Here is a 26838-nt window from a genome sequence, read left to right as displayed (position 1 = left end):
ATGGCTGAAACGTAATACCAACCATTATGTCATTTATTCATTTTGAATAAGCTCGCCATAAAACATTCTGAGTAGATCAACTTCTTATACTGATTGGATAAGCTAATTGATTTTCAATCCACCTCATTCTTTGATCTAGCTCAATTTTTGTGAGTCTAGTAACAAATACAAGACTGGCGTTTTATTCTGCGTTTAATGCCTGCGATACTACAAGCTTATATACCTCAAGACCGCTATTTGTTTTGGCGTGCGGAACTAATACTTTAGTCAGTCCTCTTAAGTACAGCTCCGCGGCTGATAACCCTTAGCCGATTTAATTCGATAATTTATTAAGCTTACCTATCACATACAGCAGATCTGGAAACCAATGGATAAAAGCGTAGAAAAAAAGCTCACTCACTGGCTCAAGCTACAAAAATCAGCCTGTGGTTATTACCTTAATTTGTCGATTCTATTTGGGGTTTTAACGGGAATTAGCTTGATGTGCCAAGCATGGCTAATTGCCACCATATTGCAGGGGATCATTATTGATGAACTGCCAAAATCTGCTTTTACCGATCATTTTTGGCTACTGCTATTACTGACTATTTTTAGAGGGGTGCTGGCTTTTGCCAGAGAGCGTTCAAGCTTCAAGGCGGGTGCACAATTGCGGGTACATATGCGAGCTGCCGTTATGGATAAGCTTGCGGCATTAGGGCCGGCTTTTATTCAAGGAAAGCCCGCGGGTAGTTGGGCTAGCATTGTTCTTGAACAGGTAGAAGACTTACAAGATTTTTATGCGCGTTACCTGCCGCAAATTGTGCTGGCGGGCTTTATTCCGCTGATCATTCTAATCGTTGTATTTCCTATCAACTGGGCGGCGGGGGTTATTTTACTGGCTACAGCGCCACTCATTCCAATGTTTATGATCTTGGTGGGAATGGGGGCTGCAGATGCTAACCGCAAGAACTTTGGCGCGTTGGCACGTTTGAGTGGCCATTTTATGGATAGGTTAAAAGGTTTATCGACTCTAAAGTTGTTTAATCAAGGAGCCAAAGAAGCCAAGGCGATAGAGAAGGCGTCTGAAGAGTTTAGAGAACGTACCATGTCGGTATTACGAATGGCTTTTTTAAGTTCTGCCGTGCTTGAATTTTTTGCCGCATTATCGATAGCTGTATTGGCGGTGTATTTTGGTTTTAGCTATTTAGGCCATTTGGATTTCGGTCATTACGGTAGCTCGATTAGTTTATTCACTGGCCTATTTGTCCTCATTCTAGCACCGGAATTTTATCAGCCACTGCGCGATATGGGCACACACTATCACGCTAAAGCGCAAGCTATTGGCGCTGCAGAAGAGTTGATGGCGCTGCTTGAACACCCTGAACAAGATAAAGCAGATCAGCAAACAGATACTGCTAACTATGAGGGTTCCATTCAAGTCGAGGCTATTGATTTAGCGGTGTATAGCATGGACGGCACTAAGTTACTCGGTCCGATTAGTTTCTCGCTCGCAGCAGGTGAACATCTTGCTATTGTGGGTAGCAGTGGTGCTGGAAAAACCAGCTTGCTTAGCGCTATTTTGGGATTTCTACCCTATCAAGGCCAGTTAAAAGTGAATGGTATTGAGCTAAATCAGCTACCTAAGTCGCAGTGGCGTAAACAGTTGGCTTGGCTTGGGCAAGAACCACAATTATTTTGCGGTACGGTGCGGGAGAATGTTGCCTTAGGCAAGACTGCGCAAGGGCAAATATTAGCTGATGATGACATCAAGGCGCTATTAGCTAAGGCACATATCCTCGATTTTATTGAATCTCAGCCATTGGGGCTGGATTTTCCAATTCAGGAGCAAACTGCTGGGCTATCGGTCGGTCAAGCACAACGCATTGCGCTCGCAAGGGCATTAGCGCAACAACCTAAACTGTTTGTATTGGATGAACCTACAGCTAGCCTCGATAGTTTAAGTGAGCAAGCTGTGCAGGGAGCCTTAACCGCAGCGATGCAAGATAGTGGCTGTTTGATGGTGACCCATAGGCTCGAGTCGTTGCATGCAATGGATCGAGTCTTAGTGATGGAAAAAGGTCTGTTAGTGCAGCAAGGAACTTACGCGCAGCTTGTTGACGTCGATGGGGCATTTAAGCGGATGTTGGCGCAGTCTAATGCAGCCGAGTTTGCAAAGAGCCCGACTAAACTTAAGGAGGATAAGTGATGAGAGCATTACTTCCTTACATTAAGCGCTTTAAAAGCCAGTGGTTCATGATGTTTATTGGGCTGTTTTTAAGTGTCACCACTTTGATGGCAGGCATAGGTCTATTGTCACTTTCTGGCTGGTTCTTATCTGCAGCTGCTGTAGCAGGACTAACAGTCGCAACGGCGCAGATGTTTAACTACTTTACCCCAGCGGGTGGTGTGCGATTTCTCTCTATTGTGCGCACCGCAAGTCGCTACGGTGAGCGATTAGCGACGCACGAGGCGACATTTAGTCTATTAACCGACTTGCGCTGCTGGGTGTGGAATAAGTTAATGCCGCTTAGCGCTAAAAACCTACAAGGGATCCGCCGTGGCGATCTGTTGAATCGCCTAGTTGCTGATATCGATACCTTAGATCATCTGTATCTGCGCTTATTAACACCGCTACTGGCCTCATTGTTGATGTTGATAGGGCTGTACTTTTTTGTATCGTGGTTTGATGCAAAGTTCGCCGTAATCCTCTGCGGCATGCTGTTAGCCGTTTGGCTGCTATTACCGACAGTGTTTTATTTTCTGGGGCGTAAACCAGGGATCGAGCAGCTTGAAACAAAGCGTCAGCTGCGGGTGCAATTATTGGAATACCTACAAGGCCAAGCTGAATTAACTCTATTTGGCGCCCAAGAGGTTTACCGTCAGCGCTTGAACACTGCTGAGCATTTGATGATAGTGAGCCAAAGTCGGATGAATTTGGTGACATCGCTTAGCCAAGCCTGTCTGATTTTTTGTCATGGATTTGCAGTTCTGGTGATGTTGTATGTGGCTGCCGCCGGGGTGGGGGAGTCTATACCTCCTGGGCCCAAACTTGCGATGATTGTGTTTATGACGATGGCGACGATTGAGATGATGATGCCTTTAGCGGGCGCATTTCAGCATCTGTCGGCCTGTAGCTCTGCGGCGACACGATTAAACCAAGTTGTTGAACAAACGCCTGATGTAACTTACGCCGCAGAAAGTCAACTTCAGATCAGCAAAGGCAATATTGAGCTGTCTAATATTGACTTTGGTTACGATGCAAAGCACCCGGTGCTAAGTAAACTTAGCTTAACGATTCCGGCAGGGACTAAAGTGGCGCTGCTTGGGCAAACCGGATGTGGTAAGTCGAGCTTACTGTCGTTAATCACCAGAGAATGGCTACCACAAAGTGGGCTGGTGAAGCTCGATGGTCGTGATGCTGGTGCTTATTCAGAACAAGCGTTGCGAGACGCTATGTCAGTCGTGAGTCAGCGCATCTATCTGTTTAGCGGCACTTTAAGAGACAATTTGGCAATAGCATTAGAAAATAGCAGCCGTAAAGATGATGATAAGTTGATTGCGGTATTGCAGCAAGTCGGCTTGAGCGCATTACTGCAAGGTGAGAAGCCGCTCGACAATTGGATTGGAGAAGGTGGTCGCCAGCTTTCTGGTGGCGAGCAACGCAGGATTGGTGTTGCAAGAGCCTTGCTTAGGGATGCACCATTGCTGCTGCTTGATGAGCCAACAGAAGGTTTAGATAAGCAAACTGAACGCGAGGTATTAGATCTACTATTTAGCTTTGCTAAAGGTAAAACAGTACTCATGATTAGTCATCGTTTAACGGCCATGTCACGTATGGATATGATTCACCTGATGGAGCAAGGGAGTATTCGTTGTTCTGGTAACCATCAGCAACTGCTCGAAACTGATAGTTACTATGCCAGCTTGCAGCAAAAACTGATTTAGCGACTTAATTCTCAGTGTTGTCATATTAAAAAGGGCAGGATGATAATCCTGCCCTTTTTCCACTCTATATTTTAAGCACAATAAAGCTAGACTTTGAACTTAGCTACTCTATCGTTAAGCTCTGCGGCGATAGCAAGCAGCTCATCTGCATTATTCGCTACGCTATTGGTTTGTGAGGTGAGCAGGTCTGATACCTCTCTTACCGCTTCTGTATTACGACTAATATCTTCAGACACTGCACGTTGCTCTTCTGCTGCTCCCGCTATTTGAGTTGCCATATCGGAGATATCTGTAATTGATAACGTTAATTTTTCGAGGTTATCGAGTGCTTTCTCAGAGTTATCAACGCTTTCAACTACAATGTTTGTGCTGGTTTTCATATTACTTACTGCTAGTTGGCTGTTCTTCTGCAGTGTGATAATCATATTGCGGATCTCTTCGGTAGAGTCCTGGGTACGGTGACTTAGCACCCGAACTTCATCTGCAACCACTGCAAAACCGCGCCCTTGTTCGCCTGCTCTAGCGGCTTCAATAGCAGCATTAAGTGCGAGCAGGTTAGTTTGTTCAGCAATTGATTGAATTGTTGCAAGCACCAAGTTGATTTCTGTAGTGTTTTGCTCTAATTCAGTGATGACATTGGACGCTTGGCTAAGCTGCTGAGATAGCTGGTTGATGGAACTGTTGCTTTCGCGAATGATCTGCTGCCCTTGTTGGCAATTCTCGGCAGAGACACTGGCGGCACTCGCAGTGGATTCCGCATGATTGGCAACTTCCCCTGCTGTTGCTGACATCTCATGAATTGCTGTGGCTATTTGATCGATATCTTGATGTTGCTTATCGATTTGCGCACTGGTCATGCCGACGAGCGCCGAGGAATCATTCGCTTGTTTGGTGAGTTCGTGCGCATTGTTGACGAGCGCTGATACCATCTGCTGCAAGGAGTGCAAGAATGCATTCATGTGCAGTGATAGCGTGCCAATCTCATCGGCTTGTTTGACTTCAAATCGTTGGGTTAGGTCACCTTGTCCTTTGGATAAGTCTTCTAGTGCCAATGTCAGTTTTTGCAGCGGCGCAAACATGCGATTCAGGGCAACAGTTGCTAGCGCAAGAATGAGTATGAATAGCCCAGACATTATCACTAATACTCGGGTTATCTGCTTTTGTACGCCTGCATACGCTAACTGTTCATCTTCCACAATACCCAAAGTCCAGTCGGTGCCAGGAATTGCGGTCAGTTGAACTAATCTATCTTGTTGGTCTCCATGCCAATTAAGCGTGAGCAGCGAACCAGAACTACGTGCTTGCCCTACATTGTGTGAGTTGAAATAAGGGCTAAGTTCGGTCGCTGGTTTGAACAGTCGTTGATGATCACTCAAAGCGAGTATTTTATTACTGCCGTCGATTAGAAATGCAAAGCCGTTATTAGGTACTTGTAACTGTTCAACTTGTTCAGTTATCCCATCAACCGTCATATCAGCCGCGATAACACCGCTGTTTACTCCAGAGAAAGCTTTGGCCATTGTCACCACAATACTGCCATCAAAATCGAGATAGGGATCAGTGAAAATTAATTGTTGGCTGCGTTTAGCTTGTTTAAACCAAGGACGAGTCGTTGGGTCGTAATCGCTTGGCCACACCTCGTCTTGATTGCCATAAACCACGTTGCCATTATCAAGGCCTGCATAAACCGACATGAACCCACCTGCACGTAATGTGAGTAACATCTCGCGTTCAACATCAATACTTTTGCTAATGAGAGATTCATTGGCCAGTAGTAAGTTGCTGCCCATTTGAATATTAGTAGCGATAAAGTTACTGGTGGCTAAGCTTGTCTCATTGATTCTGTGAGTAATGGTGTTTGTGGTTTCTTCAATAAGTTGAGAAATAGAGATATAGGACTGTACGGCGCTAATTAATGCACAAGTCAGTAGTATCGCAATTTGAATTTTTCGCTTAATTGTTAGTGTCATGAGGTTAACTTTACTTCAATGTTGTAGGGGCGTTATCAAGCCTGAATTTTTTAATGGTTTCCGGTTGATTTTTTTGCAAGCACTTGCTTTTAAAAGTTTTTCGGCTGAATTGTACTCGAGAATGAGTGTAAGGTTTAGCTAAAAAACAGGATGGAGCTCACAGCATTGATTTTAATTTAAATCGCAGTGATTGTTGTTTACTTCCCCAGCGATTGTATTGCCTCCAGGTACTGCAATTGCGGCACAAAAAAAGCCAGATTGTAATCTGGCTTTTTCTAGGAAAATGATGAGCTGATATCAGCTAATCATTTCAGTCTTCGCTGTCACCTAAAGATAACAGTGTGGCATTACCACCAATAGCAGTAATGTTATTGGTTCTGGTTTTTTCAGTCACAAAGCGTGTTAGGTAGTGTGGGCCACCTGCTTTAGGACCTGTACCTGATAAACCTTGACCGCCAAATGGTTGTACACCAACAACTGCACCAATTTGGTTACGATTGATATACACGTTACCGACGTTAACTTTATCTGCTACTTCAAGTGCATGGCCTTCGTTACGGCTGTGAATTCCCAATGTTAAACCAAAGCCAGTAGAGTTTATCTCGTTAATAACCTTATTTAGCTCAGATGCTTTGTAACGAATGACGTGCAGAATTGGCCCAAAGTGTTCTTTCTCAAGTACCTTGATGGAATCAATTTCGACTGCCGTTGGGGTAACGAAGTGGCCGTTCTCAGTGCCAGCTGGTAGCTCTATTTGCTTAAGTAACGTACCAACCTGTTTGATGTGGTCGATATGAGCATTTAGGTTTGCTGCTGCGGTAGCATCAATAACTGGGCCGACGTCAGTTTTAACCGAGCTTGGGTCGCCAATAGTTAGCTCCTCCATCGCCCCTTTCATGACATCTAGGACGCGTTCAGCAACATCTTCTTGCAAGAACAGAACTCGCAGCGCTGAACAGCGTTGACCTGCACTGGTAAAAGATGATGAAACGACATCAGTCACCACTTGCTCAGGTTGTGAGGTTGAGTCAACAACCATTGCATTTTGGCCTCCGGTTTCAGCAATCAGTGGAATAATCGCGCCTTCGCGCATCGCTAGCGTGCGGTTAATCAATTTTGCTGTGCCAGTTGAACCGGTAAAGCAAACACCACCAATACGCTCATCACTAGTGATTGCTGAGCCAACAGTTGCGCCAGTACCCGGTAGGAATTGTAACACCTCTTTTGGAATGCCCGCTTCATGGGCAAGTTGAACCGCACGGTAGCCAACAATAGATGTTTGCTCAGCGGGCTTAGCTACCACTGTGTTACCAGCAGCTAGTGCTGCAGCGACTTGACCTAAGAAAATAGCCAGCGGGAAGTTCCATGGGCTAATACAAACAAAGATCCCACGGCCTTGCAGGAATAGCTCATTAAGCTCGCCTGTTGGCCCAGGAAGAAGTTCTGGTTGCCCCATCATCTTCTTCGCTTGTACTGCGTAGTAGCGACAAAAATCGACCGCTTCACGCACTTCATCGATACCATCTTGAATACTCTTGCCCGCTTCACGGGTACAAAGCGCTATTAGCTCTTCACGGTTCTCTTCAAGCAGGTCGGCAAGCTTCTGTAGTGCGTTTGCACGCACTTCAACAGGGGTTGAACACCAGCGAGAGAAAGACGCATCAGCACCAGCAAGCGCTTGTTCAATCGCTTGGTTGTTGGCGAATGCAACTTTACCGACAACTTTAGTGGTATCAAACGGGCTGACAATCTCTTTAACTTCACCGCTGAGGGTTTCGCCGTTAACCAGTGGTCCAGCAGACCAAGTTGTTTCTTTAAACTTTTCTATAGCCGCAAAAAATGGCGTAGATTCTGAAATGATGTTCATGTTGAGGCCCTTGGAGTTTTTACGCTCAGCACCGAAGATATCTTCCGGTAAGACGATTTTGTTGTTAGCCAGGGTTTTGTATCCCTTGAGTGTTGATAGTGGGTGTACTACCAATGACTCAATAGGCGTATTTGGATCGACCAGCTTGTGCACAAATGATGTATTGGCACCATTTTCAAGCAAGCGTCGAACTAGATACGGCAGCAGGTCTTTGTGGGCGCCAACTGGTGCATAGATACGTACTGTTTTCACGCCACTTTCTGCAAGTAGTGTGTCGTAAAGCTCTTCACCCATACCATGCAGGCGCTGGAATTCGTAGTTTCTGTCGCCAGCCATTGCGGTTATTGATGCAACGGTTTGGGCGTTGTGACTAGCAAATTGCGGGTATATCGCACCACGAGTAGAATCTGACAGCAAGTATCTAGCACAAGCAAGATAAGACACATCGGTGCCCGCTTTACGGGTATAAAGTGGGTAACCCGCTTCACCGTTTTCTTGCGACCACTTAAGTTCGCTATCCCAGTATGCGCCTTTAACTAAACGCAAAGGAATTTCATCACCTTGAATTTTAGCTAGACGTGTCAACCAACAAAGTACAGGAAGAGCGCGTTTTGAGTAAGCCTGCACGACAATGCCGAGTAGTCCCCAGCCTTTAGCTGCATCTGAATTGTAGAGACGTTGGAAAAGCTGCAATGATAGTTCGAGACGATCCATCTCTTCAGCATCAATAGATATACCGACATTAAGCGAGCGAGCTTGCTTGATAAGCAAGATCAACGTGTCATGCAACTCTGTTAAAGTTCTATCCTGGTTGGCAACCTCATAACGCGGGTGTAACGCAGAAAGCTTAATCGAGATAGTAGGACGAGGAGCTTCGCTCTCGTTATACTCTTGCGCACCGAGCGTAGCGATGGCACTTGAGTAATCTTCAAAGTATTTAGCGGCATCTTTCTTGGTTAATGCTGCTTCACCTAGCATATCGTAACTGTGGGTGTAACCGAGCTTACGTTTATCGACGCTATTTTTTAGCGCTTCTTTTACGTTACGCCCAAGTACAAATTGTTTACCCATAATTTTCATCGCAGCAAGCATTGCTTGGCGGATAACGGGCTCACCCATTTTATTGACTAAACGGTTAAGTAGGTTACTTGGTTTACCATCAGTTTTTTGGTCAAGCTTAACGATTTTGCCGGTAAGCATTAATCCCCAAGTAGAGGCGTTGACTAACACTGAATCGCTCTTACTTATATGTTCATCCCATTTTGCACCTGATAATTTATCTTCTATCAAGGCATCAGCGGTCGCTGAATCAGGAATACGTAAAAGTGCTTCAGCAAGACACATCAAAATAATGCCTTCCTGAGTTTCTAAGCTATATTGCTGCAAAAATGCGTCAATACCGACCATCAGGCCTTTTTTATCGTATTGACGAACTTTATTGACTAATTCGTGTGCACGATTTGTCACACGGTCGATCTCTTCATCGCTGGACGGAACCAGTTTTATCAATTCTGATAAATATTGTTCTTCGTCAACAATGTAATTATTGCTGATCGCTTCGAACAGTTCGTTGAGATCGGCTGAGTCGTAATGACCAGCTAGTACTTCACTCGCTTTGAACATATTAATCACTTCCATCTTGGCCGTAAGGCATATTGCTGGGATGTTGTCGCGACAAGAGCTCTGTTGTTATTTTTGTATACAATCTAAGGTCTCCGCGCGGCCGATTATACCTGCAAAACGTGATGAGCGACACCTTTGTGGGTTGTTGTGTGACGTTTGTTTGATTTGGGGTTGTTCATGTGTGGGCTAGGCCACTTGTGGTGCGGGTTGTAGCGAATAAAATAAAAAGCCAGCGTTTAAAAACACTGGCTATAGCTCTTGAAAATAATGGTTTTTTTACCAGTGGTTTTTAGGCTTACGCTGTGGCCTTGGTAGGTAAACTAAAATAATCCCTAAAATGAGGCCGCCAGCAGCGATAAAGCCGCCTTGCTTCCACATTTCAAAACGCTCATTCTTTTGCATACTTGCAAGTTTCACTTGAGCGCTATCTCGCTCTTGGCTGGCACTGGCTAATGCTTTTTGTGCTTTAGATAGCTGAGATTTAATCTGATTTAGCTCTTGTACACTGGCATCTGTAGTTGTCAGTGCAGTCGATAAGTCAGTTTTAGTCTGCTCAAGCTCAGCTTGTAGCGCAGGTAGTTGCTCACGCAAACTGACCTTGGCGCTAAGCAATTTTGATTGAACCCAGCCCTCACGACCCTTGTGGTCGATAATCTTGCTGTAATCGCCTTGTGCTTCGCCTAATGACGTTACCTTCTGACCTGCTTCTACACTGCCCAGTATACGGAACTGTGTTCCCGGTCCACCATGGAGGTAAATAAAAACATCATCTGAGATGTAACTTGTTTGGTTCGCAGCAAATAAAGAAGGGGAAAGTAGTAACGCTCCCACAATAGTTAGAATTCTTAACACCAATCTATTCTCATCAATGAAATTTAGCCAACATGCTAGGGATTTAAAGGCCCTAATGCAAGAGGCAATAAGGGGCATAAAACGCAAAAAGGGAGCTTGATACAAATATTATCAAACTCCCTTCATGAAATAGCAGAATATTTCTATGCTATTAGTGCATGTATTTAGTTAAAAATACCTTTAATCATGAAGAAGAACATGATTGAAAGTGCAGCACCTGCAGGTAGAGTTACCACCCAAGACACTACAATGTTGCGCACTACACCAATATTAATTGCAGCAATACCACGTGCCATACCGACACCTAATACCGCACCAACTAAGGTTTGTGTGGTCGAAATTGGCAGACCTGTACCCGATGCGATAACGACGGTAGATGCAGCAGCAAGCTCTGCAGCAAAACCACGACTCGGTGTTAAGTGAGTAATGTTCTTACCGATGGTTTGCATTACACGCTTACCAAATATGGCTAAGCCTAAAACGATACCGACAGCACCAAGAGGCAGAATCCACCAAACCAGCGGTGCTTTACTGCTAATTTCGCCACCACTGTTAACAACAGAAACAACTGCTGCTAGCGGGCCAATAGCGTTAGCTACGTCATTAGAACCGTGAGCAAAAGCCATACAACATGCCGTCACAACCATCAAGATAGCGAACACTTTCTCAACGTTGCCAAACTGAGTTTGACGATCTGCTTTGCTATCCATCTTTAAGCGCTTAATAGCAATCATGCCACCCACACCGACGAGTCCTGCAATAACAAAAGCCAGTGCGTAAGCTTCTAGGCCGCTGAAGTGCAAACCTACATGCTTAAGACCTTTAGTGATTGTCACAAGTGACATCACAAAGCCAGCAAGTGCCATATAGAAAGGCACATAACGCTTAGCATTTTCTAATGGGTTGTCAGTATTGAAGATGAGCTTCTGCACACTTTGGAATATCATAAAGGCGATAAAGCCTGATATTGCCGGCGTGACGACCCAAGAACCTACGATACCGCCAACTTTGCCCCATTCAACTGCTTCAGTACCTACACCGACTGCTGCGAAACCAACAATGGCACCAACAATAGAGTGAGTGGTTGAAACAGGCCAGCCTAGTGCAGAAGCTGCAATAAGCCAGATACCAGCTGCTAGCAAAGACGCTATCATGCCGTAAACGAGCAGTTCAGGTTGCTCAATAAAGAATGTTGAGTCGATAATGCCTTTACGAATCGTGCTGGTGACTTCGCCACCTGCTAAATACGCTCCTGCAAACTCAAATATCATAGCGATAATGATCGCTTGTTTAATTGTAATCGCATTGGAACCTACAGAGGTTCCCATTGCATTGGCTACATCATTGGCGCCAATACCCCATGCCATTAAAAAACCAAACAGAGCCGCTATGCCAATAAGCCATGGGCCGTTGGTGACTAATACATCAACCATGTTATTACCTTGATAATCTTTTGATTAGACGCGAGCTAACATTAGCTCTAGGCGGGAACCGACTCGTTCGGCAAGATCTGCCAAGTCGCCAACCCACTCAATTATCTTGTAGAGGAACATTACATCTACAGGGTTTAATTCAGATTCGATAGCAAAAAGCTGTCTACGGATCTTAATTTGTAAGTCATCAGTGTCATCTTCAATAGAATCTAGTTCACTGATCATTTTTGCTACAAGATCCACTTCACGGCCTCTAAAACCTGTTTCTAGTAGGTCGTCGAGTTCGTTAATAGCTTCTTTTGACAAAGCGACTGCATCAAGACAGCGCTGCAAATAAGCAATAAAGGGTTCTTGGATTGGATGAGGGACAACAAGTTGTCGGCCAATGATACGGCCGGAGATGTCTTTCGCTTTGTTAGCGATCTTATCTTGCTGGGTTAGTAGCTCCAGTAAGTCAGTACGCTCGACTGGCATAAACAAACCACCGGGCAGAGTTAAGCGGATTTCACGTTTTAGTGAATCAGCTTCTTGCTCTGCAAAGCTTATTTGCTTGCGCAGTTGAACTGCTTTGTCCCAGTCACCTGAGGCAGTAGCTTCGAAAAATGGGACAAGAGTAGACGCACAGTCATACACTTTGTCGATATGCTCTTGAAGAGGCTTAATTGGCGATTTTGCAAACACGCCCAAAATAGAGTTTACTGGCATTGCCGTTTACCTATTTAGGTTATTCCAATATTGGAAAAAGCGGGCGCATGTTAACCCAAGCGGCCGCGTAAGAAAACTGTGTTTTGTATTTAACTAAACAGTTTTTTATTCTAACGAGTTATATCTTAACTGCAAAGCGAATCCTACGGCGTTTTTATTACAAAAATATTACACTGTGTAGATTTAGTGACAGATTGATTAAATTTTGATGACAAGGCGAAAAATAGATAGATGGAAGCTGAGATAGAGCTCAAACTTTTCTTTAACGAGAATCAAAAAGAAAACCTTATAAATCTGTTAGATAGTGTACCTAACTCAGATGCTAAAGGCCGTGAAAAATTGACCAATGGTTATTTTGAAACTCCTGAGCTGACTTTACGGCAGTGGGACATGGGTTTACGTGTTCGCGGTATAAATAATCACCGAGAGCAAACCATTAAGACAGCTGGTCAGGTTGTAGGCGGCATTCATTCCCGACCTGAATTTAATGTTGATATTGATCACGACTTTCCCAAATTAAATTTGTTTCCGGATAAAATTTGGCCAGAGGGTGCTGATATTGATCAGGTGCAATCAAATTTATGCTGCCTATTTAATACCGATTTTGTCCGTCAAAAGTGGCATGTTTTTGTTGATGATAGTTTGGTTGAGGTCGCTTTAGATATTGGTCATATCTGTGTGGATGACCGCTCTGAAGCAATTTGTGAATTAGAATTTGAATTACTTGCCGGTGACACAGATGCTTTGCTAGTGCTCGCTGGCATTGTTAGCAGAGAGATCCCGGTGAGGTTAGGTAAAGCCAGTAAAGCGCAGCGTGGTTATCAATTAGCAGCGCAGGCAAGTCCATTTAATTTGGAAGTGTTAGATTTTATTGCGCTAAAGCCTGAACAAAATCTTAAACAGGTTGCTATTAACCTGCTTGAAGTTGGTTTGGATAGATGGCAACAGCTTGAAGCAATGATTTTGGATGTAGCGCTTAATCCTGTGGAATTACCCATGTTGTGCTATCGATTAAGAGCCTGCATTCGTTTGCTTCGAAGTACCTTATCGCAATTTGCATTACTGGCAGATGACTTTGAACAGGACTTTGATTGTATTGAGCAAAGGCTGAGCTTTATCGAAGAGTCTCTGAGCCTATATTCGATATTGGAAAAAGAGGGGTCTCTAATCACTAAGTTGCCAATGTCAGCCGCGCTGGTGGATATTGCTCATGCAAAATTGCAGCAACTCGATATACCAGAGCAGTTTGTCAATTTATTGGATGATATTTGTTACGGTAGGCTACAGGTGCACCTTGTTGATCTATTGATGAAAATTAGCAATGGCAGTGTTGTAATAGATAAAGACTTAGGTCTAAGAGATTTTGCCGATAAGTTGCAAGAAAAGTCGTGGCAAAAGATATTGGAAGTGATGCCGATAGATGATGACTTAAGCAGTCGAGATTATCTGTCTGTGGCCAAAGCGCTCGATAACAGTATGTTTGTCGGGGTGGCTTATGGTGAGCTTTACTCAAACAGGTCACGCGATCAATTTAGAACGCCTTGGCAAGATTTGGCTTTAGGCATTAGAACGTTAGCCGCTTACCGCCAATTAAAGCAGATTAGTGAATTAGCTTATATTGATATTAGCGATTGGCTAGAAAATAAAGAATCAAGTTTGGTGCAAGCGATGGAGCTTTCTCGTCGCAGTGCGATGAAGAATGAACCTTATTGGCGCTAAATAGGCACAACTTAAAGAGTTCTACAGCAAAAAGCCCACTTTAAAGTGGGCTTTATTATGTCAAATGCAGGGTTAGAAGCTGTAAGTTACACCGATAACGCTTTTAGTTTCCCATTCGTCGTTAACTGTCTTTTTCGCAAGTTCAGCTTGCGCTACGCCGGTATCTGCTTGGCCTACTTTGGCGTAAACCTTGAAGCTGTCAGACACTTGGTAACCCGCTACCGCGAATATTTCACGTTTTTCATCTTTGAGCCCTTCAAAACGGTCTTGAGTAAATGAAGCTTCAATACCTGCGCTTAGGCCATTGTCAAACTGGTAGCCGGTACCAATTTCAGCGCGATACTCTTTGACTGTGCTGTTAACTAGGCCAGGGTCATTCTTAGCTAATTCAGGTCCCATTTTTATGCGGTCTTTGCGCATCGCACGACCTTCAACATATGCGTAGAAATTGTCAAAGTTGGTTTGAACCTTGATACCGCCACCTAGGCCGCCATTATCAAAACCTTCACGCTTACCATCTTCTAGATTGCGCTCGCCTGAGTAGGCTGTTTCAGCTGCAAAGAACGGGATAACCGATACTGCGCCGAAGTTGAAGTCGTAACCGAGTTGGGTTTCAACGTTTGCATGCTTGTCTTGGGTGGTGTATTCCGCTTCAATCTTACCCGTTACACCATTCATAACATCAGCATTTGCTGCGCCGATTGAACCGAAAGTAAGTGCTGCTAGTGTTGATAATGCAATTAGTGATTTTTTCATATTCGTATCATCCAAAGTAAATGACAAATTATTTTGTCTATTAGTAAAAGTGTTTTTAAAGCTTCTTAAGGTTTTGAAATTAAAACTTTAAGTTTCGACTTTGCCTTTGTTTGCGGCGTTGTGTTTGTCGAGTGAGGCTAGTATCTACGAAACTTAAAATAGAATGGAGTTGGTTACTATATGGATATCGAATAGGTTGTTCGGGTAAGAGGAGAGAGATTTAAGGATGCCATCCTATTTCTTTTAATAGGGAAGTTATTTTGAATGTTGTTTCGAACGTTGTTTCGAACGTTGTTTTGATAGTTGCTTTAGGCACACTCTAAATGCTGTATAGAGGTTTTGCTTTGAGTTGGGGGAGGTGATTTATTGCAATGTTTAAGCCTGCACTCACTTGCTATAAAGCCCACGCAATTGGTGGGCTAATCCTTATTCTTGATTGATTCTTTCAAGATTGCTATTTCGTTTAATAGCATCTGTTGGTTAGCTTCCATACGAGCAAGGCTATTATGAAGCTCGGAGCGGATCTCCTCGCTATGAGACTCTAGTTTTTCTGATTCATCTGGGGAGACAAAGACCGATGCCATGTAACCCGAAATGACACCAAAAAAGCTTACACCACAGACGATGACCACACCGCCGATAATGTGCCCAGCAGTCGTGACAGGATAATAATCGCCGTAACCAACCGTCGATATTGTCACAAGCGCCCACCAAATAGCATCTTCAGCGGTTTCAATATTAGCGCCCTCAACGCCACTCTCGACAATAAGTACTAACACAGATGCGAAAGTTAAAATGGTTATTAGTGCAACCAGTAAGCTTGCTAGAGTGGCTTGGCGACGCTGTTTGATCATCGGAACAATCAAAGAGCGGGTCATACGGATAAGTCTTACAACGCGGAGGATTTGAAACAGTCGCGCCATCCTAAGGGCTTCAATTGCTGGAATACTGGCAACAAAATCTATCCAGTGGAGCTTAAAGTAAACCTTCTTATTATCAGCTTTGAACAAGCCATAGAAAAAGTGTGACATAAAAATAAGGCAAATACTGGTATCAATAAAAAACAGTAAACGCCGAGTCTCACCGTCAAGTCCACCAAATGTAAGTACGAGTACTACAACCACTGAAAGCAACGACAACAGCATCATCGCGAGTTGAAAAGGAGTTGGTGGCGTTTCTGGTTGTATTAGCCAGCGCTTCTCTGTGGTCATTTTTCGATCCGTCGTTATCGCTACTCAATCCCTGAAGGGCTAAGAGAGGTTAGTCGTCTGTACTAAATTGTACTAAATCATCCAGAACATGCTTTTTAATCTCTAACTGCTGCTCCGCAGTTAGGTTGTACTTTTCTGCGAGTAACGCATAGTCCTCGGCACTCAAAGACACAGTAAGGCGAGGGCGTTTTGGACGCTTGGTTACGGTTAAACCAAGAATATCTCTGATTTGATCGGATGGGCTAACACCCGCATCAAGCGCTGCTTTACGAATGGCGTATTGAAATTTTTCGTCCAAATCAAAGGCAATTTGCGTTGCCTTGGCAGCTTTTTGGTTTTGTTGCCATTGCTCAGGCAAGGTGTTTTTGGGCTTGCTCATGTGTCAGGTATTACCTTTCCATTGGATCTGCTTTATCAGTTTATGCTATCACTCATAGACTCAGAAATAAAAAAGGTTCTAAACCTTTAAGTTTAGAACCTTTAATTTATTCACCTGGCCAGTAGTCTCGAATGTCAGACAGAGGACGATAAAGTGTCAGCATGACATCGGTTTCGCCACCATCATAGACCTCGATATCGATAGCTTTATCTTCATCATCATCCAATAATTGGTATGATTCAAAAGGATCACCCGTTGCACCATCTGCATCTTGAGGTGGTTTTTTACCGCGATAATCTTGACGGTGAAAATAACCAAAACCTGCAAAACTTACCTGATGATATTGCGGTGATAACCATTGCTCAAACTCTGGAGATAATTCAGCTGACAACTCTTTAGTTGTTAGCTCTGCTTTACCTGGCTCTTCAAAAATGGCGCTAAATTGCTCCAAATCGAAAAGCTGATCTACCAAACCGCGGTTAACCTTAATCGACAAGGCTAGGTAGGTTTCATCGTCTTCATCGAGTCCGAGGAAGATGGTGTCGCTACCATGACCTTTAAGCACCCATTCAGTTTGTTGCTTGCGTTCATACTCATAGGTATTGATCGCTTCAACTCGCAGTTGCTGACCCCGCAGTTGCGGAGGCAGCGCAAAGCTATCATCAAGGGAGATCATATCTCCCTTATTTAACTTTGATGGGTGATCGAGTTGACGTTTAGGTTCCTCTTTCTTGCCAAATAGGCTACTTAGAAATCCCACGTCACTCTCCTTTAGCCTTTACGGGCTTTAATGCGATCAAGTACAGCGTTAGCGTTAGACTTCTGCTCACCAATACCAGCTTCAGCTAGCTTATCGTGCAAGGCTTTATCGCTATTTTCTTCCGCTAATGTCTCAGAGGCTTTAAGACGGTCATCAAATGATTGCTGACGAGCCTTGATGCGCTCTAATGAGTCTTTAGCATTAAGCAGTTTAGAGTTGCTACCCGCAAATGAGTCAGTAATTGTCGCTGTCGCTTTTTGTACGCTTTCAGTGGTTTTAACCATTGTTAGCTGACGTTGGTAATCAGTGACTTGACGTTCAGTTTTACGCACTAGCTCTTTTAAGCGAGTTGCATGTGCGCCAAAGCTTTCGTTAGCTGACTGTTGGTCATTTAGCTCTTGGTCTAGTTCAGCGATTTTCTCAGCTACTTCTAGAGCCAATGCTTCGTTACCTTTTTCAAGCGCTTGTGCTACGTAGCCTTCATGTTCTGCTACAGCACGCTTCAAGCGGTCAACTTCACGGCTGGCTTGCATCTCTTTAGCCATCACTTCAGTTAGGTCGCGTTTTGCTTTAGTAAGGTGCTTCTCAGCATCACGGATCTCTTGTTCAAAAATACGTGTTGAGTTAGCGTCTACAATACCTTGGCCAACTTCAGTTGCGCCACCACGAAAAGCAGTAAGAATTTTGTTTAGAATGCCCATTATGTGGCTCCTTTATTTAAGGTAGTCGACGAGTTCGTCGATAACTTCAAGACAGTTGTCAGATAGAACAGACAGTTCTTGCTCTATCTCTTCCATGCTTGATTGCACAGATAGCGCGCCGTAAACCACATACTTGTCATCGATCTTTGCAAATGACGAAAGTGGCATTGGGATGTTGAGTTCTAGCATGGTCTCAAACATCTCACTACGACGCTCTTGATTCACTTCATCCTCGCCCCATAAATAGCTGATGCAAAGGATTTGGTTGTCCGTAACCGATACGAATACGGGGATCTCTTCTCGGCCAACAACGTTAACCTGTAAGACTTCCACGTCGCCATCAATTGGATAACAATCAAATTGAAAGCCAGTGTGGCTATTGTCGCCAAGTTCATTTAGATGGTTGGCAATGTTGTGGATATTCATATTTGTCCTCATTGACATATTATGTCTGCGATTAAAGATACCACCACGACATAATATGTCAAGCGCTATCTTCAGTGTTTAAAAATAAACCTTACTGATTTTCTAGCCAAGCCTGCTGGTGGTACTGATACAGCTGGCTTGAGCCTAAGGTATTGGGTTTAATTGCTTGCTTGTCGATATAAAAATTACCCGGGAAAGCAAAAGCAGCGTGCATCAGCTCAGGGGTAAACCAAGCATCGTCTATAGGCAGTTGCTGTATCTCATTTAGTCTAGATTTGGCGCTTTTGCCACTTAAAGTGGCAATAGTCCAACCCCATTCGCCAAAGCTAGGTACATTATGGTGGTACTGGTCAACTTTAAAGCCTGCTAGCTCTAAGGTATTGCCGACAGAGATAAATGCGTTCGGTGCATGATACGGCGATGTTGACTGTACCGTTAAGGCAGCATCACGACTCATAAGTTCCTTAAGCTTTAAATAGAAAGCATCGGAATAAAGCTTATTAAGATCCGGATGGCTTGGATCGGGAAGGTCGACAATAATCGCATCGAACTTCTCCTCGTTTTTAAGCAGTTTATCGACACCATTAAACGCATCATCAAAAATTAATCTAACTCTTGGATCATTTAGCGCGTCCTTATTAAGCGACATCAAGGCTTGGGATAAATACGCTGGCATATCGGTATCCGGTTTTTTGAATAGCTTAACTAGCTCTTCATCCAAATCCATTAAAGTGACTTGTTTAGGCTGCCATTTAAGCACTTGAGTGAGCCCTAAACCATCTCCACCACCAATGATCAATACTTTGTCATGGCGGGCGCTAGCAGCCAATGTCGGATGCACTAAGAAAGAGTGATAGATATGTTCGTCACTACTAGAGAACTGCAAGCGACCATTAATATAGAGCGAGTGAACAGGGCCTAAACCATTGCCGCGGAGTCGCTCTGTGAAAGTCAGTTGCTGAAAACGTGTCGCCTTGGCGTAAACCACATTATCTTTATAGAGCAAGTTATTAAAGCTTTGCTCCCAAGTGGGGCCATGCAGTGCCAACATAATGAGTATACCGGTGGCAGCTATGTGTCCTGCTAGCAGGATTTTTACGTGACGGATCTGTGCCCAAAAGCGCCAGATAAACAGTAAACCCGCGAGTAGATTAAAACTAGCGGTTAGCGCTGCCGCCAATTGGATATCAATGGCGAGCATAAACATCACCCAAATAGCCGCCCCAATGCCTGCGCCGATATAATCAGCACCATAGATAGTGCCAGCGTTATGCATCAGGTGAGCTTCTGATAGTGCTTGGCGTACCCGCGCAATGAGCGGGATCTCCATCCCAATCATTAAGCCTAACAACACGCCCCAAAAGTAGGGTAAGTACTCACTGAGTTTCTGTAAGGTGCCAATAAAGCCACCATCAGGTAGTTGATCGCTGGGAAGGCCGAGTGTTTGGGCCACAATTAATGGCAGTTGTTGGCCGAAGCCAATGACCGCGGCTGTGATTAAAATGGCTAATGAGCCACATAGTGCGACAGTGAGCTCAAGTACGGCAAAGCCGGTAAATGCACAACGGATTTTACGCGCAGCGAAAGCACCGACTCCCATAGAGACAATCATCAGCCCTATCATGGTGTAAATAGCGGCTTCTAGTGCACCAAGAATGCGGCCGGCATAATGGGATAACAGGTATTCGTATATCAGGCCACAGCCTGCAAGTACTGCCATTATTCCAAGCAGTAGTACGTCATCAAACCAGCCAAGTTTACCTGGTTTTGCAGTGTTTGGTGCTAAGGTGTCTATTTGAGAGCTGTTTGGCATGCTGAGTCTATTGGGTTAACTGTATGATGAAAATGGGAGCGAGGTCGCTCCCATTTTTAGATGTTCACTAGGCCATTAATGCGGCGAGAATAAGTGCTATGGAAACACTGATCGCCATTTCAACAGCGGCGACGCCGACATTATGTTGCTTCTCTACCTCATCAAAAAGGTCAATGTTAGCGAGTACTAACTTTTTAACGATTTTTATTAAAATAGACAGTGACAACAACATAATGATTGAGAACATCAACCAACCAATTAAGTTAGCAACATAGGCTTCTGGATTGAAAATAATAAAGTGGCTTGCGGCATTGAAACTGAATGCCATTGCCAGCATGTATCCAGCGTGTCTAATAGCTAATGCTGTGTGTCCTTGGGCTAATGCGTCTTGCATTGAAGCGCCTTGGTTACGCTTAGCATAACGATTGGCACGCACACGAGTCAGGATCACTAGCATCAACTGCGAGATAGCAAAGGCACTAAAGATAGCGATGAAGGTATAAACGGTTAGATCTTCTGCCCACATCAATACCGAGCGAATAATAATTGCGGTTGCGATAGCGGCGGCGGCATCTACAATCGCCACAGACACATTGCCCTTTACGATGAGTGCATTCTTATCAATTTCATTCAGTGCCACTTTATCATGTAAAAAGCGACCAAGTTTGATGAGGAATAAGCCAAATAAGCCGTAAGCGCTCATGCCAATGGCTTCCACTAAGTATGACTCAGCAGCTTCACCTGTAATCGCGCCTGTAAGTACAATACCTAGCGCAGCTACAGCACCAGCAGTGCTGATCCCAAAGGCAAAGTTATCATTCTCAGCAAGTTCATGGCGGCTATTAACCTTTACTGTCCAGCCTTGCAAATAACGCATTAAGGTCAGCAGTAAAACTGCGATAGTAAGATCAATCGCTAAAATAATCAGCAGATCTGGCGTAATGCCGTTGTTTAGAAAAAATGTCATTAGAGTCCCTTAATTATTTGCCTCGGCGAACACCGCGAGTAGTACGACTGCTGGAATTACGAAAGCTACTGTCTTTAGAATAGTTAGAGCGGAACTTGCTCTTACTACTTGCAGTGCGTCCTGTTGAACTTGCTTTTGGTGTGCTAGTACTTTGCCTCGATAAACTGGTCGAGCCGGTACGCGACTTGGCATAGGGGCTATCAAATCTTTTACCCTGAGAGCTGTACTGTTTTTTGGTGCGCTCATAGGTTTGAGTTTGTGCTCGTGCTTGTTTGGGCGATGTATAACGATACCGGCCAACATCATTGTAATAGCTATAGTTACGACGGCTAGACCAGCGGTCATATCCAATTGGGCCCCGAGTCAGGTTGGAGAACATGGAATACATGCCATACCATGCCCAAAATGACATGCCATTAGAGCCTGTTTGCCAGTTACCGTAAGAGGGGTTGCCGACTAGTTGGCTACCAGCGCCAAAATCTTCAGAACCATTGGCTAATGCAGCAGCTTCACGGCTAATAGAGTTAACCCGCGCCAGTGCACCGTCAGACATATCTGCTACAACGTTGAGAGGATCGGACAACATATCGTTATATAGGCTAGGATCTGCCGCTTGATAGAGGTTCTCTACTTCGGCCAATTGCTGATCAAGATCGACAAAATTAGCCGCATTCTGAGCCTCGGTTGACCTTCTAACCAGCGAGGTAAACATTGGGCCTCGATTGGTCGCATCGGTTGCCAACTCATTTAGCAACGGCGCCAAGTCGGGTTTCTGCTGAGATAGGACGCTGGTGTATTGCTGCAATAAATTTGCATTACGCACTTGGCCGTCATTGAGCATGGTACTAAGCGAGTCCAAGCGCTGTTGAGTCAGCTGTTGGTACTTTGCAATTTGCTCTGGTCTATCATCACCGCATCCTGCGAGCGAAAACGCCAAAATAACGGTGAGAACACGAATTAGCATTCCTGCCATGCTTTCTCCAAATATTCAGTTAAGGTAAGGCATCAGTGGTTGTCAGTTTCTAGCGGCTATTTTCTCTGCCTAGCATGCTATTTTAGTACATGAACTGGATCTTTCATGTGCTGAAATATTGAATTCTCAAGAGAAACAGCTTTGCTGTACTGCAATTACTAATGCTTTGGGTATAGTATTCTGTATTAGAGCACAAAAATACAATGATTGATGTTTCAAAGGCATATAAGCGTTAATTTACTCATGCAGCCAACATCAATTAAAAAACTCAATCACATTTTTATAGCACTCAAGACATAATATGTCGAGAGTCAAAATTGTTAGGGATTATTATGCGCGCGGCTTTACTGGGTAAAAGAGAAGTTTCCACTCAAATGGCTGCTAACGTTGAAAACTACTGGCAAAGATTAGTCGATACCTCCCCACAGGCGCTCGCCTCTTTATCTAACGAGCAGCAGCAAGAGCTTAAAACCATAATGGCGCTAAGTGATTTCGTCGCAACACAGCTGTGTAGACACCCAAGTTGGATTGGCAGCCTTTTCGCACAACAACTTGATGATCTAGAAAGAAAATTATTTGATAGTGAACTGCATGAGTTATTAAGTGCGCTAAGCGATGAAGAGCAAGTCAAAAAAATCATCCGCCAGTATCGTAACCGACAAATGGTGTGTATCGCATGGCGAGACTTTATGGGCTATACCTCGCTTGAAGGGTCGCTATTAGATCTATCTGCGCTCGCCGAAGCATTGGTTATTGCTGGTCGTGATTGGCTATACCAAGATATGTGCAGTTCACTTGGCACGCCTACTAGCCCTGAAGGGGTTGCACAAAAGCTGTTGATTTTAGGGATGGGGAAACTCGGCGGAAGAGAACTTAATTTTTCATCTGACATTGATCTTGTATTCACTTTTCCTGAGCATGGTGAAACGGTTGGTGGCCGCCGTTCCCTCGACAATCAGCAGTTTTTCATCCGCATGGGGCAGCGCTTGGTTAACCTATTGCACCAAGTCACGGTAGACGGTTTTGTTTATCGAGTGGATATGAGGTTGCGCCCTTACGGTGAAAGCGGCCCATTGGTTGTTAGTTTCAGTGGTCTTGAAGATTACTATCAAGAGCAGGGGCGTGATTGGGAACGTTATGCCATGGTCAAAGCGCGGGCGTTAGGTCCGTGGACCGCAGATTCTGATGAATTACACGACTTGCTAAGACCTTTTGTTTATCGCCGTTACCTCGATTTTTCCGCTATTGAATCATTACGAAAAATGAAAGGCCTTATTACTCAAGAAGTACGTCGTAGAAAGCTAAATGACAACATAAAGTTGGGTGCGGGTGGCATTCGAGAGGTTGAATTCGTGGTGCAGAGTTTTCAGCTTATACGTGGTGGTCGCGAACCATCATTACGGCAGCAGAGCTTGTTTGCCGCGATTGAGACTCTGTATAACCTAGGACAAATTGAGTATTTAGCGCTAGATGAACTCAAGCAAAGCTATTTGTTACTGCGTCGCGTCGAAAACTTGTTACAGGCGATAAACGATGAGCAAACTCAAACATTACCTGCCAATGAGCTTGACTGGCAACGGCTATGTTGGGCATTTGACGCTGACAATGAAATGGACCTGAGACAACAGATCGAAGTCGCAATGAGCTGTATTCACCGTCATTTTCAAGATACAGTCGGTGGTAATGATCAAGATGACAACAGTGAAACTTGGTCACAGCAACTGTGGAATGCCCAAGAGAAAGAGACCGCTTTTGCGATTTTGGAAGAGCAAGAGGTTGATCTTCAACTGTGGCCTATGTTGAACCGGTGGCACGATACTGTCGTGCGCAGAACAATTGGCCCACGTGGTAGAGAAACACTCGATAAATTGATGCCACGGTTATTATGCGACCTGTCCGCTCACTCTCAGCCAACCAAGGCATTTGATCCTGTATCTAAAGTGTTAGATCAAATCCTAACTCGCACGACTTACCTTGAACTACTTTGTGAAAACCCTGGTGCACGACAGCAGCTTGTTAGTTTGTGCTGCGCCAGTCCTTGGATTGCCCAGCAGCTTGCCAAATTTCCAATGTTGCTCGATGAGCTTATTGATCCCGCTCAATTATATGATACTACGGCTCTGGATGATTACGGCAGTGAACTTAGGCAGTATCTACTTCGAGTACCCGAAGATGATATGGAGCAGCAGATGGAAGCACTGCGACAATTTAAGCTGTCGCAGCAATTGAAGATCGCTGCTGCTGATGTCACAGGCGTTTTACCGGTTATGCAGGTGAGCGATCACCTTACCTTTTTGGCTGAAGCCATTATTGAGCAGGTTGTACAACAAGCTTGGGCGCAGATTTCTGCTCGCCATGGTGTGCCTGACAACCTAAAAGCCAATGAAATGGGTTTTGCGGTTATTGGCTACGGTAAGGCTGGTGGCTTAGAGTTGGGCTACGGCTCAGATCTTGATTTGGTGTTTCTGCATAATGCTAAGCAAGGTGGACAAACTGACGGTGATAGGGCGATTGATGTCGGGCACTTCTACCTAAAGTTGGCGCAACGAATACTGCACTTATTTTCAACTCGCACAATATCGGGTGAGTTGTATGAGGTTGATATGCGTTTACGCCCTTCTGGTGCATCTGGCTTACTGGTGAGTGAAATTGAAAACTTTGGTGATTATCAACGCACTGATGCCTGGACGTGGGAGCATCAAGCCCTAGTGCGTGCCCGCTTTATGTTCGGCGATAATAGTTTGTCGAGTCGCTTTAATGAGTTGCGTTCAGAAGTTTTAGAATCTAACCGTGATAATACCGCGCTGGCTAAAGAGGTGCGCGATATGCGGCTTAAAATGCGCCAGCACTTGCTTAAAGTAAACGAAGGGATGTTCGATCTTAAACAAAGCCCTGGCGGTATTGCTGATATTGAGTTTATCGCGCAGTATCTAGTGCTGGCTAACGCTAGTGAACATCAAGCATTGTCATTTTGGTCTGACAATGTACGGATCTTTGAGCAGTTAGTTGAGTTGGAACTGATCCCAATCGCGAGTGCTCAAGCGTTAACGCAAGCCTATTGTTACCTACGCGATGAAAGCCACAGGTTAACGCTGCAGCAGGTTGAAACGACCTTACCTTTAGCTACCGTGCAGCACCATGCTAATAAGGTTATTGAGATCTATCAGCAGATCCTGCACTAGCTCAGCGTCTTTAATCCATCTATTAGCAAACAGAAATAAGCTTTAGCTTATGTCTGTTTGCTATCTGCAAATTGCTCCGCAAAATAAGACTGTCGCAAGGTTTTTATGTATTCCCACTTAGCATTACGGCGTTAATAGCCATTAAATCAGTTGGTTATTATTTTGGTTCGTTCTATGCATTGCCTAGGTTAACGGTCGATAGACTTATTTAATCTAGGAGGTGTGATATGGACAGCCTTAAGCATGTTTCAACTTACTCAACCTTTAACGACAACTTGACTCATCTGGAGTTATTTAGCGAAGCAGGAGCAGATCAGGCGGCGAGGGAGATAAAGTTTCCAAGACAGTTCCCTATCTCATGGTTACTTCTGCTGTGCTGCCTGCTCTTCGTGAACGAGGTAACAGCAACAGAACAACCTTTAGCCGCGACTCTGCTCAATGTTGAAAGCTCAAAGGTTTTGGTCATTGTAGATAATAGCGTGCAAGATTTAGAGGGTTTATTGCAAAGGTTACAAGGCGATATAGACCTACTTGTGCTTAATGAAACTCAAGAGCCATTCTCGCAGATAAACCAAGCGCTTAGTGATGGGCAAAACTACGTTGGGGTAGTGATGGTTGCTGCAGCTGCCAGTGATGCTATCTACATCGCTGGACGTTGGGTTGATAAACACTATCTGGTACAGCATAAAGACAGTGTTGCCCAGTTTGGTGAAAAATTTACCGCTAGGAGTAACTTAATGCTGTTGACCTCAGATAGGATTGTTAATCCTAAAGGAGATGGCTTTTTAACCTTACTGACTGGACTCACTCAGCTGGAGGTTAGCGCATTCGGTGGGGCTGAACATCATTATCTAGCCTTTAATGACTTCGTCGGTTTTTTCTAATTATAACAGCGATTTAACTTGATACGTTTTGTAGCATATTTTACTTTCCATTAACTAGGATTTTATTAAATTACTGCTACTATGCACATCAATATAACTTGCTGTTGTTTATAGGACTATTTGATGACATACGTTAACGGGGTCAACAGTAATTTGACCAATAACTTAGATGCGTTAGCAAACGTTAAAAGTCGATTATCCGCAGTCAGTACAGATGCTATAGCTAAAGATATCCCCTCTACTTCAACGGCTAAACCAGAGATCGCTGAGTCTTCGGTGACTCTCTCTGAGGCAGCAAAAACCAAACTTGCACAAGAGCAACAAGCAAGTGCAACCACAACCACAGAAAGTGATGAAGGGTCTGATTTAAAATCGTTTACTTTTGGCGCGTTAGGGCTTGATCACCCAGATAAAGTCGAAGAGAAAGAAGACTCTTCTTATACTGCAGGTCAATATGTTAAAGCGGCTGCGACAATTGGCGGCATGATCGCGATGTTTATTTAATGGTTTAGTCATTCACTTAAGACACTTCTTTCAATAAGCTGTATTAGTTTAATTGGTTATCAACTGAAAACACCCGCTTAGTAAGAGGGGAAACTTGGCGATTACTGGGGGCTGTCGCCCCATCATCCTTTTGCTGGTTTCTCGTGTTCGTACTCAGGTATTTATTTTGCAAGAGAGTTGGTGCAGCAA

Annotated in this window: 20 protein-coding genes; 6 read left to right on the top strand and 14 right to left on the bottom strand. The window is 44.3% G+C overall.

The features are described from left to right. Positions 1 to 367: 367 nt before the first annotated feature. Positions 368 to 2185, top strand: coding sequence for a cysteine/glutathione ABC transporter permease/ATP-binding protein CydD (gene cydD / locus K5R16_RS05480; protein ID WP_220736540.1), 1818 nt, complete (start codon positions 368 to 370; stop codon positions 2183 to 2185). Further along, complete coding sequence (gene cydC / locus K5R16_RS05475; RefSeq protein ID WP_220736539.1) at positions 2185 to 3924, top strand: cysteine/glutathione ABC transporter ATP-binding protein/permease CydC; 1740 nt, start codon at positions 2185 to 2187, stop codon at positions 3922 to 3924. The genes cydD and cydC overlap by 1 nt, the downstream gene beginning before the upstream one ends. Before the next feature lie 86 nt (positions 3925 to 4010). On the opposite strand, the gene K5R16_RS05470 is transcribed toward cydC, so the two are convergent. The 5 genes from K5R16_RS05470 to K5R16_RS05450 all read right to left on the bottom strand — a co-directional run bounded on the left by K5R16_RS05470 (position 4011) and on the right by K5R16_RS05450 (position 12374). Beyond that, positions 4011 to 5894, bottom strand: coding sequence for a methyl-accepting chemotaxis protein (locus K5R16_RS05470; RefSeq protein WP_220736538.1), 1884 nt, complete (start codon positions 5892 to 5894; stop codon positions 4011 to 4013). Between the two features lie 310 nt (positions 5895 to 6204). After that, on the bottom strand, positions 6205 to 9399 hold the full coding sequence (gene putA / locus K5R16_RS05465) for a bifunctional proline dehydrogenase/L-glutamate gamma-semialdehyde dehydrogenase PutA (protein WP_220736537.1): 3195 nt from the start codon (positions 9397 to 9399) through the stop codon (positions 6205 to 6207). Positions 9400 to 9660: 261 nt separating this feature from the next. Continuing rightward, complete coding sequence (locus tag K5R16_RS05460) at positions 9661 to 10236, bottom strand: TIGR04211 family SH3 domain-containing protein (RefSeq protein ID WP_220736536.1); 576 nt, start codon at positions 10234 to 10236, stop codon at positions 9661 to 9663. Between the two features lie 164 nt (positions 10237 to 10400). Next, complete coding sequence (locus tag K5R16_RS05455) at positions 10401 to 11669, bottom strand: inorganic phosphate transporter (RefSeq protein ID WP_220736535.1); 1269 nt, start codon at positions 11667 to 11669, stop codon at positions 10401 to 10403. Between the two features lie 24 nt (positions 11670 to 11693). Beyond that, a complete protein-coding gene (locus K5R16_RS05450; RefSeq protein ID WP_220736534.1) occupies positions 11694 to 12374 on the bottom strand; it encodes a TIGR00153 family protein in 681 nt (226 codons plus the stop codon). A 231-nt stretch (positions 12375 to 12605) separates the two neighbouring features. Between K5R16_RS05450 and K5R16_RS05445 the strand changes: the two genes are divergently transcribed. Then, entirely contained in the window at positions 12606 to 14093 is a 1488-nt protein-coding gene (locus K5R16_RS05445) for a CYTH domain-containing protein (protein WP_220736533.1), read from the top strand. 72 nt (positions 14094 to 14165) lie between these two features. Here K5R16_RS05445 and K5R16_RS05440 read toward each other — a convergent pair whose 3' ends face one another. The 9 genes from K5R16_RS05440 to K5R16_RS05400 form a co-directional block, all read right to left on the bottom strand. Next, positions 14166 to 14849, bottom strand: a complete 684-nt coding sequence (locus K5R16_RS05440; protein WP_220736532.1) for a hypothetical protein — start codon at positions 14847 to 14849, stop codon at positions 14166 to 14168. 419 nt (positions 14850 to 15268) lie between these two features. After that, positions 15269 to 16060: a potassium channel family protein gene (locus K5R16_RS05435; protein ID WP_220736531.1), complete on the bottom strand. Its 792-nt coding sequence runs from the start codon at positions 16058 to 16060 to the stop codon at positions 15269 to 15271. 49 nt (positions 16061 to 16109) lie between these two features. Further along, positions 16110 to 16439 (bottom strand): hypothetical protein, encoded by a 330-nt coding sequence (locus tag K5R16_RS05430; RefSeq protein WP_220736530.1) that lies wholly within the window; start codon positions 16437 to 16439, stop codon positions 16110 to 16112. A gap of 106 nt (positions 16440 to 16545) precedes the next feature. Continuing rightward, the gene (locus K5R16_RS05425; RefSeq protein WP_220736529.1) at positions 16546 to 17199 is read right to left on the bottom strand and encodes a hypothetical protein; all 654 of its coding nucleotides are present in this window, start codon (positions 17197 to 17199) and stop codon (positions 16546 to 16548) included. An 11-nt stretch (positions 17200 to 17210) separates the two neighbouring features. After that, positions 17211 to 17900 (bottom strand): PspA/IM30 family protein, encoded by a 690-nt coding sequence (locus tag K5R16_RS05420; RefSeq protein ID WP_220736528.1) that lies wholly within the window; start codon positions 17898 to 17900, stop codon positions 17211 to 17213. A gap of 12 nt (positions 17901 to 17912) precedes the next feature. Continuing rightward, a complete protein-coding gene (locus K5R16_RS05415) occupies positions 17913 to 18326 on the bottom strand; it encodes a YjfI family protein (protein WP_220736527.1) in 414 nt (137 codons plus the stop codon). Positions 18327 to 18417: 91 nt separating this feature from the next. Next, positions 18418 to 20139: a polyamine aminopropyltransferase gene (locus K5R16_RS05410; protein WP_220736526.1), complete on the bottom strand. Its 1722-nt coding sequence runs from the start codon at positions 20137 to 20139 to the stop codon at positions 18418 to 18420. A 67-nt stretch (positions 20140 to 20206) separates the two neighbouring features. After that, positions 20207 to 21106: a DUF350 domain-containing protein gene (locus K5R16_RS05405; RefSeq protein WP_220736525.1), complete on the bottom strand. Its 900-nt coding sequence runs from the start codon at positions 21104 to 21106 to the stop codon at positions 20207 to 20209. A 13-nt stretch (positions 21107 to 21119) separates the two neighbouring features. After that, positions 21120 to 22079, bottom strand: a complete 960-nt coding sequence (locus K5R16_RS05400; protein ID WP_220736524.1) for a hypothetical protein — start codon at positions 22077 to 22079, stop codon at positions 21120 to 21122. 332 nt (positions 22080 to 22411) lie between these two features. Here K5R16_RS05400 and glnE point away from each other — a divergent pair, with 332 nt between their 5' ends. From glnE to K5R16_RS05385, 3 genes are all read left to right on the top strand, one after another. After that, positions 22412 to 25261, top strand: coding sequence for a bifunctional [glutamate--ammonia ligase]-adenylyl-L-tyrosine phosphorylase/[glutamate--ammonia-ligase] adenylyltransferase (glnE, locus tag K5R16_RS05395; protein ID WP_220736523.1), 2850 nt, complete (start codon positions 22412 to 22414; stop codon positions 25259 to 25261). 227 nt (positions 25262 to 25488) lie between these two features. Beyond that, positions 25489 to 26145, top strand: coding sequence for a DUF4347 domain-containing protein (locus K5R16_RS05390; RefSeq protein ID WP_220736522.1), 657 nt, complete (start codon positions 25489 to 25491; stop codon positions 26143 to 26145). 123 nt (positions 26146 to 26268) lie between these two features. After that, positions 26269 to 26649, top strand: coding sequence for a hypothetical protein (locus K5R16_RS05385; protein ID WP_220736521.1), 381 nt, complete (start codon positions 26269 to 26271; stop codon positions 26647 to 26649). The last annotated feature ends 189 nt before the right edge of the window (positions 26650 to 26838 follow it).

The sequence above is a fragment of the Shewanella sp. c952 genome (assembly GCF_019654975.1).
Taxonomy (GTDB): Bacteria; Pseudomonadota; Gammaproteobacteria; order Enterobacterales; family Shewanellaceae; genus Shewanella.
This window is presented reverse-complemented; position numbering and strand designations above follow the sequence as displayed.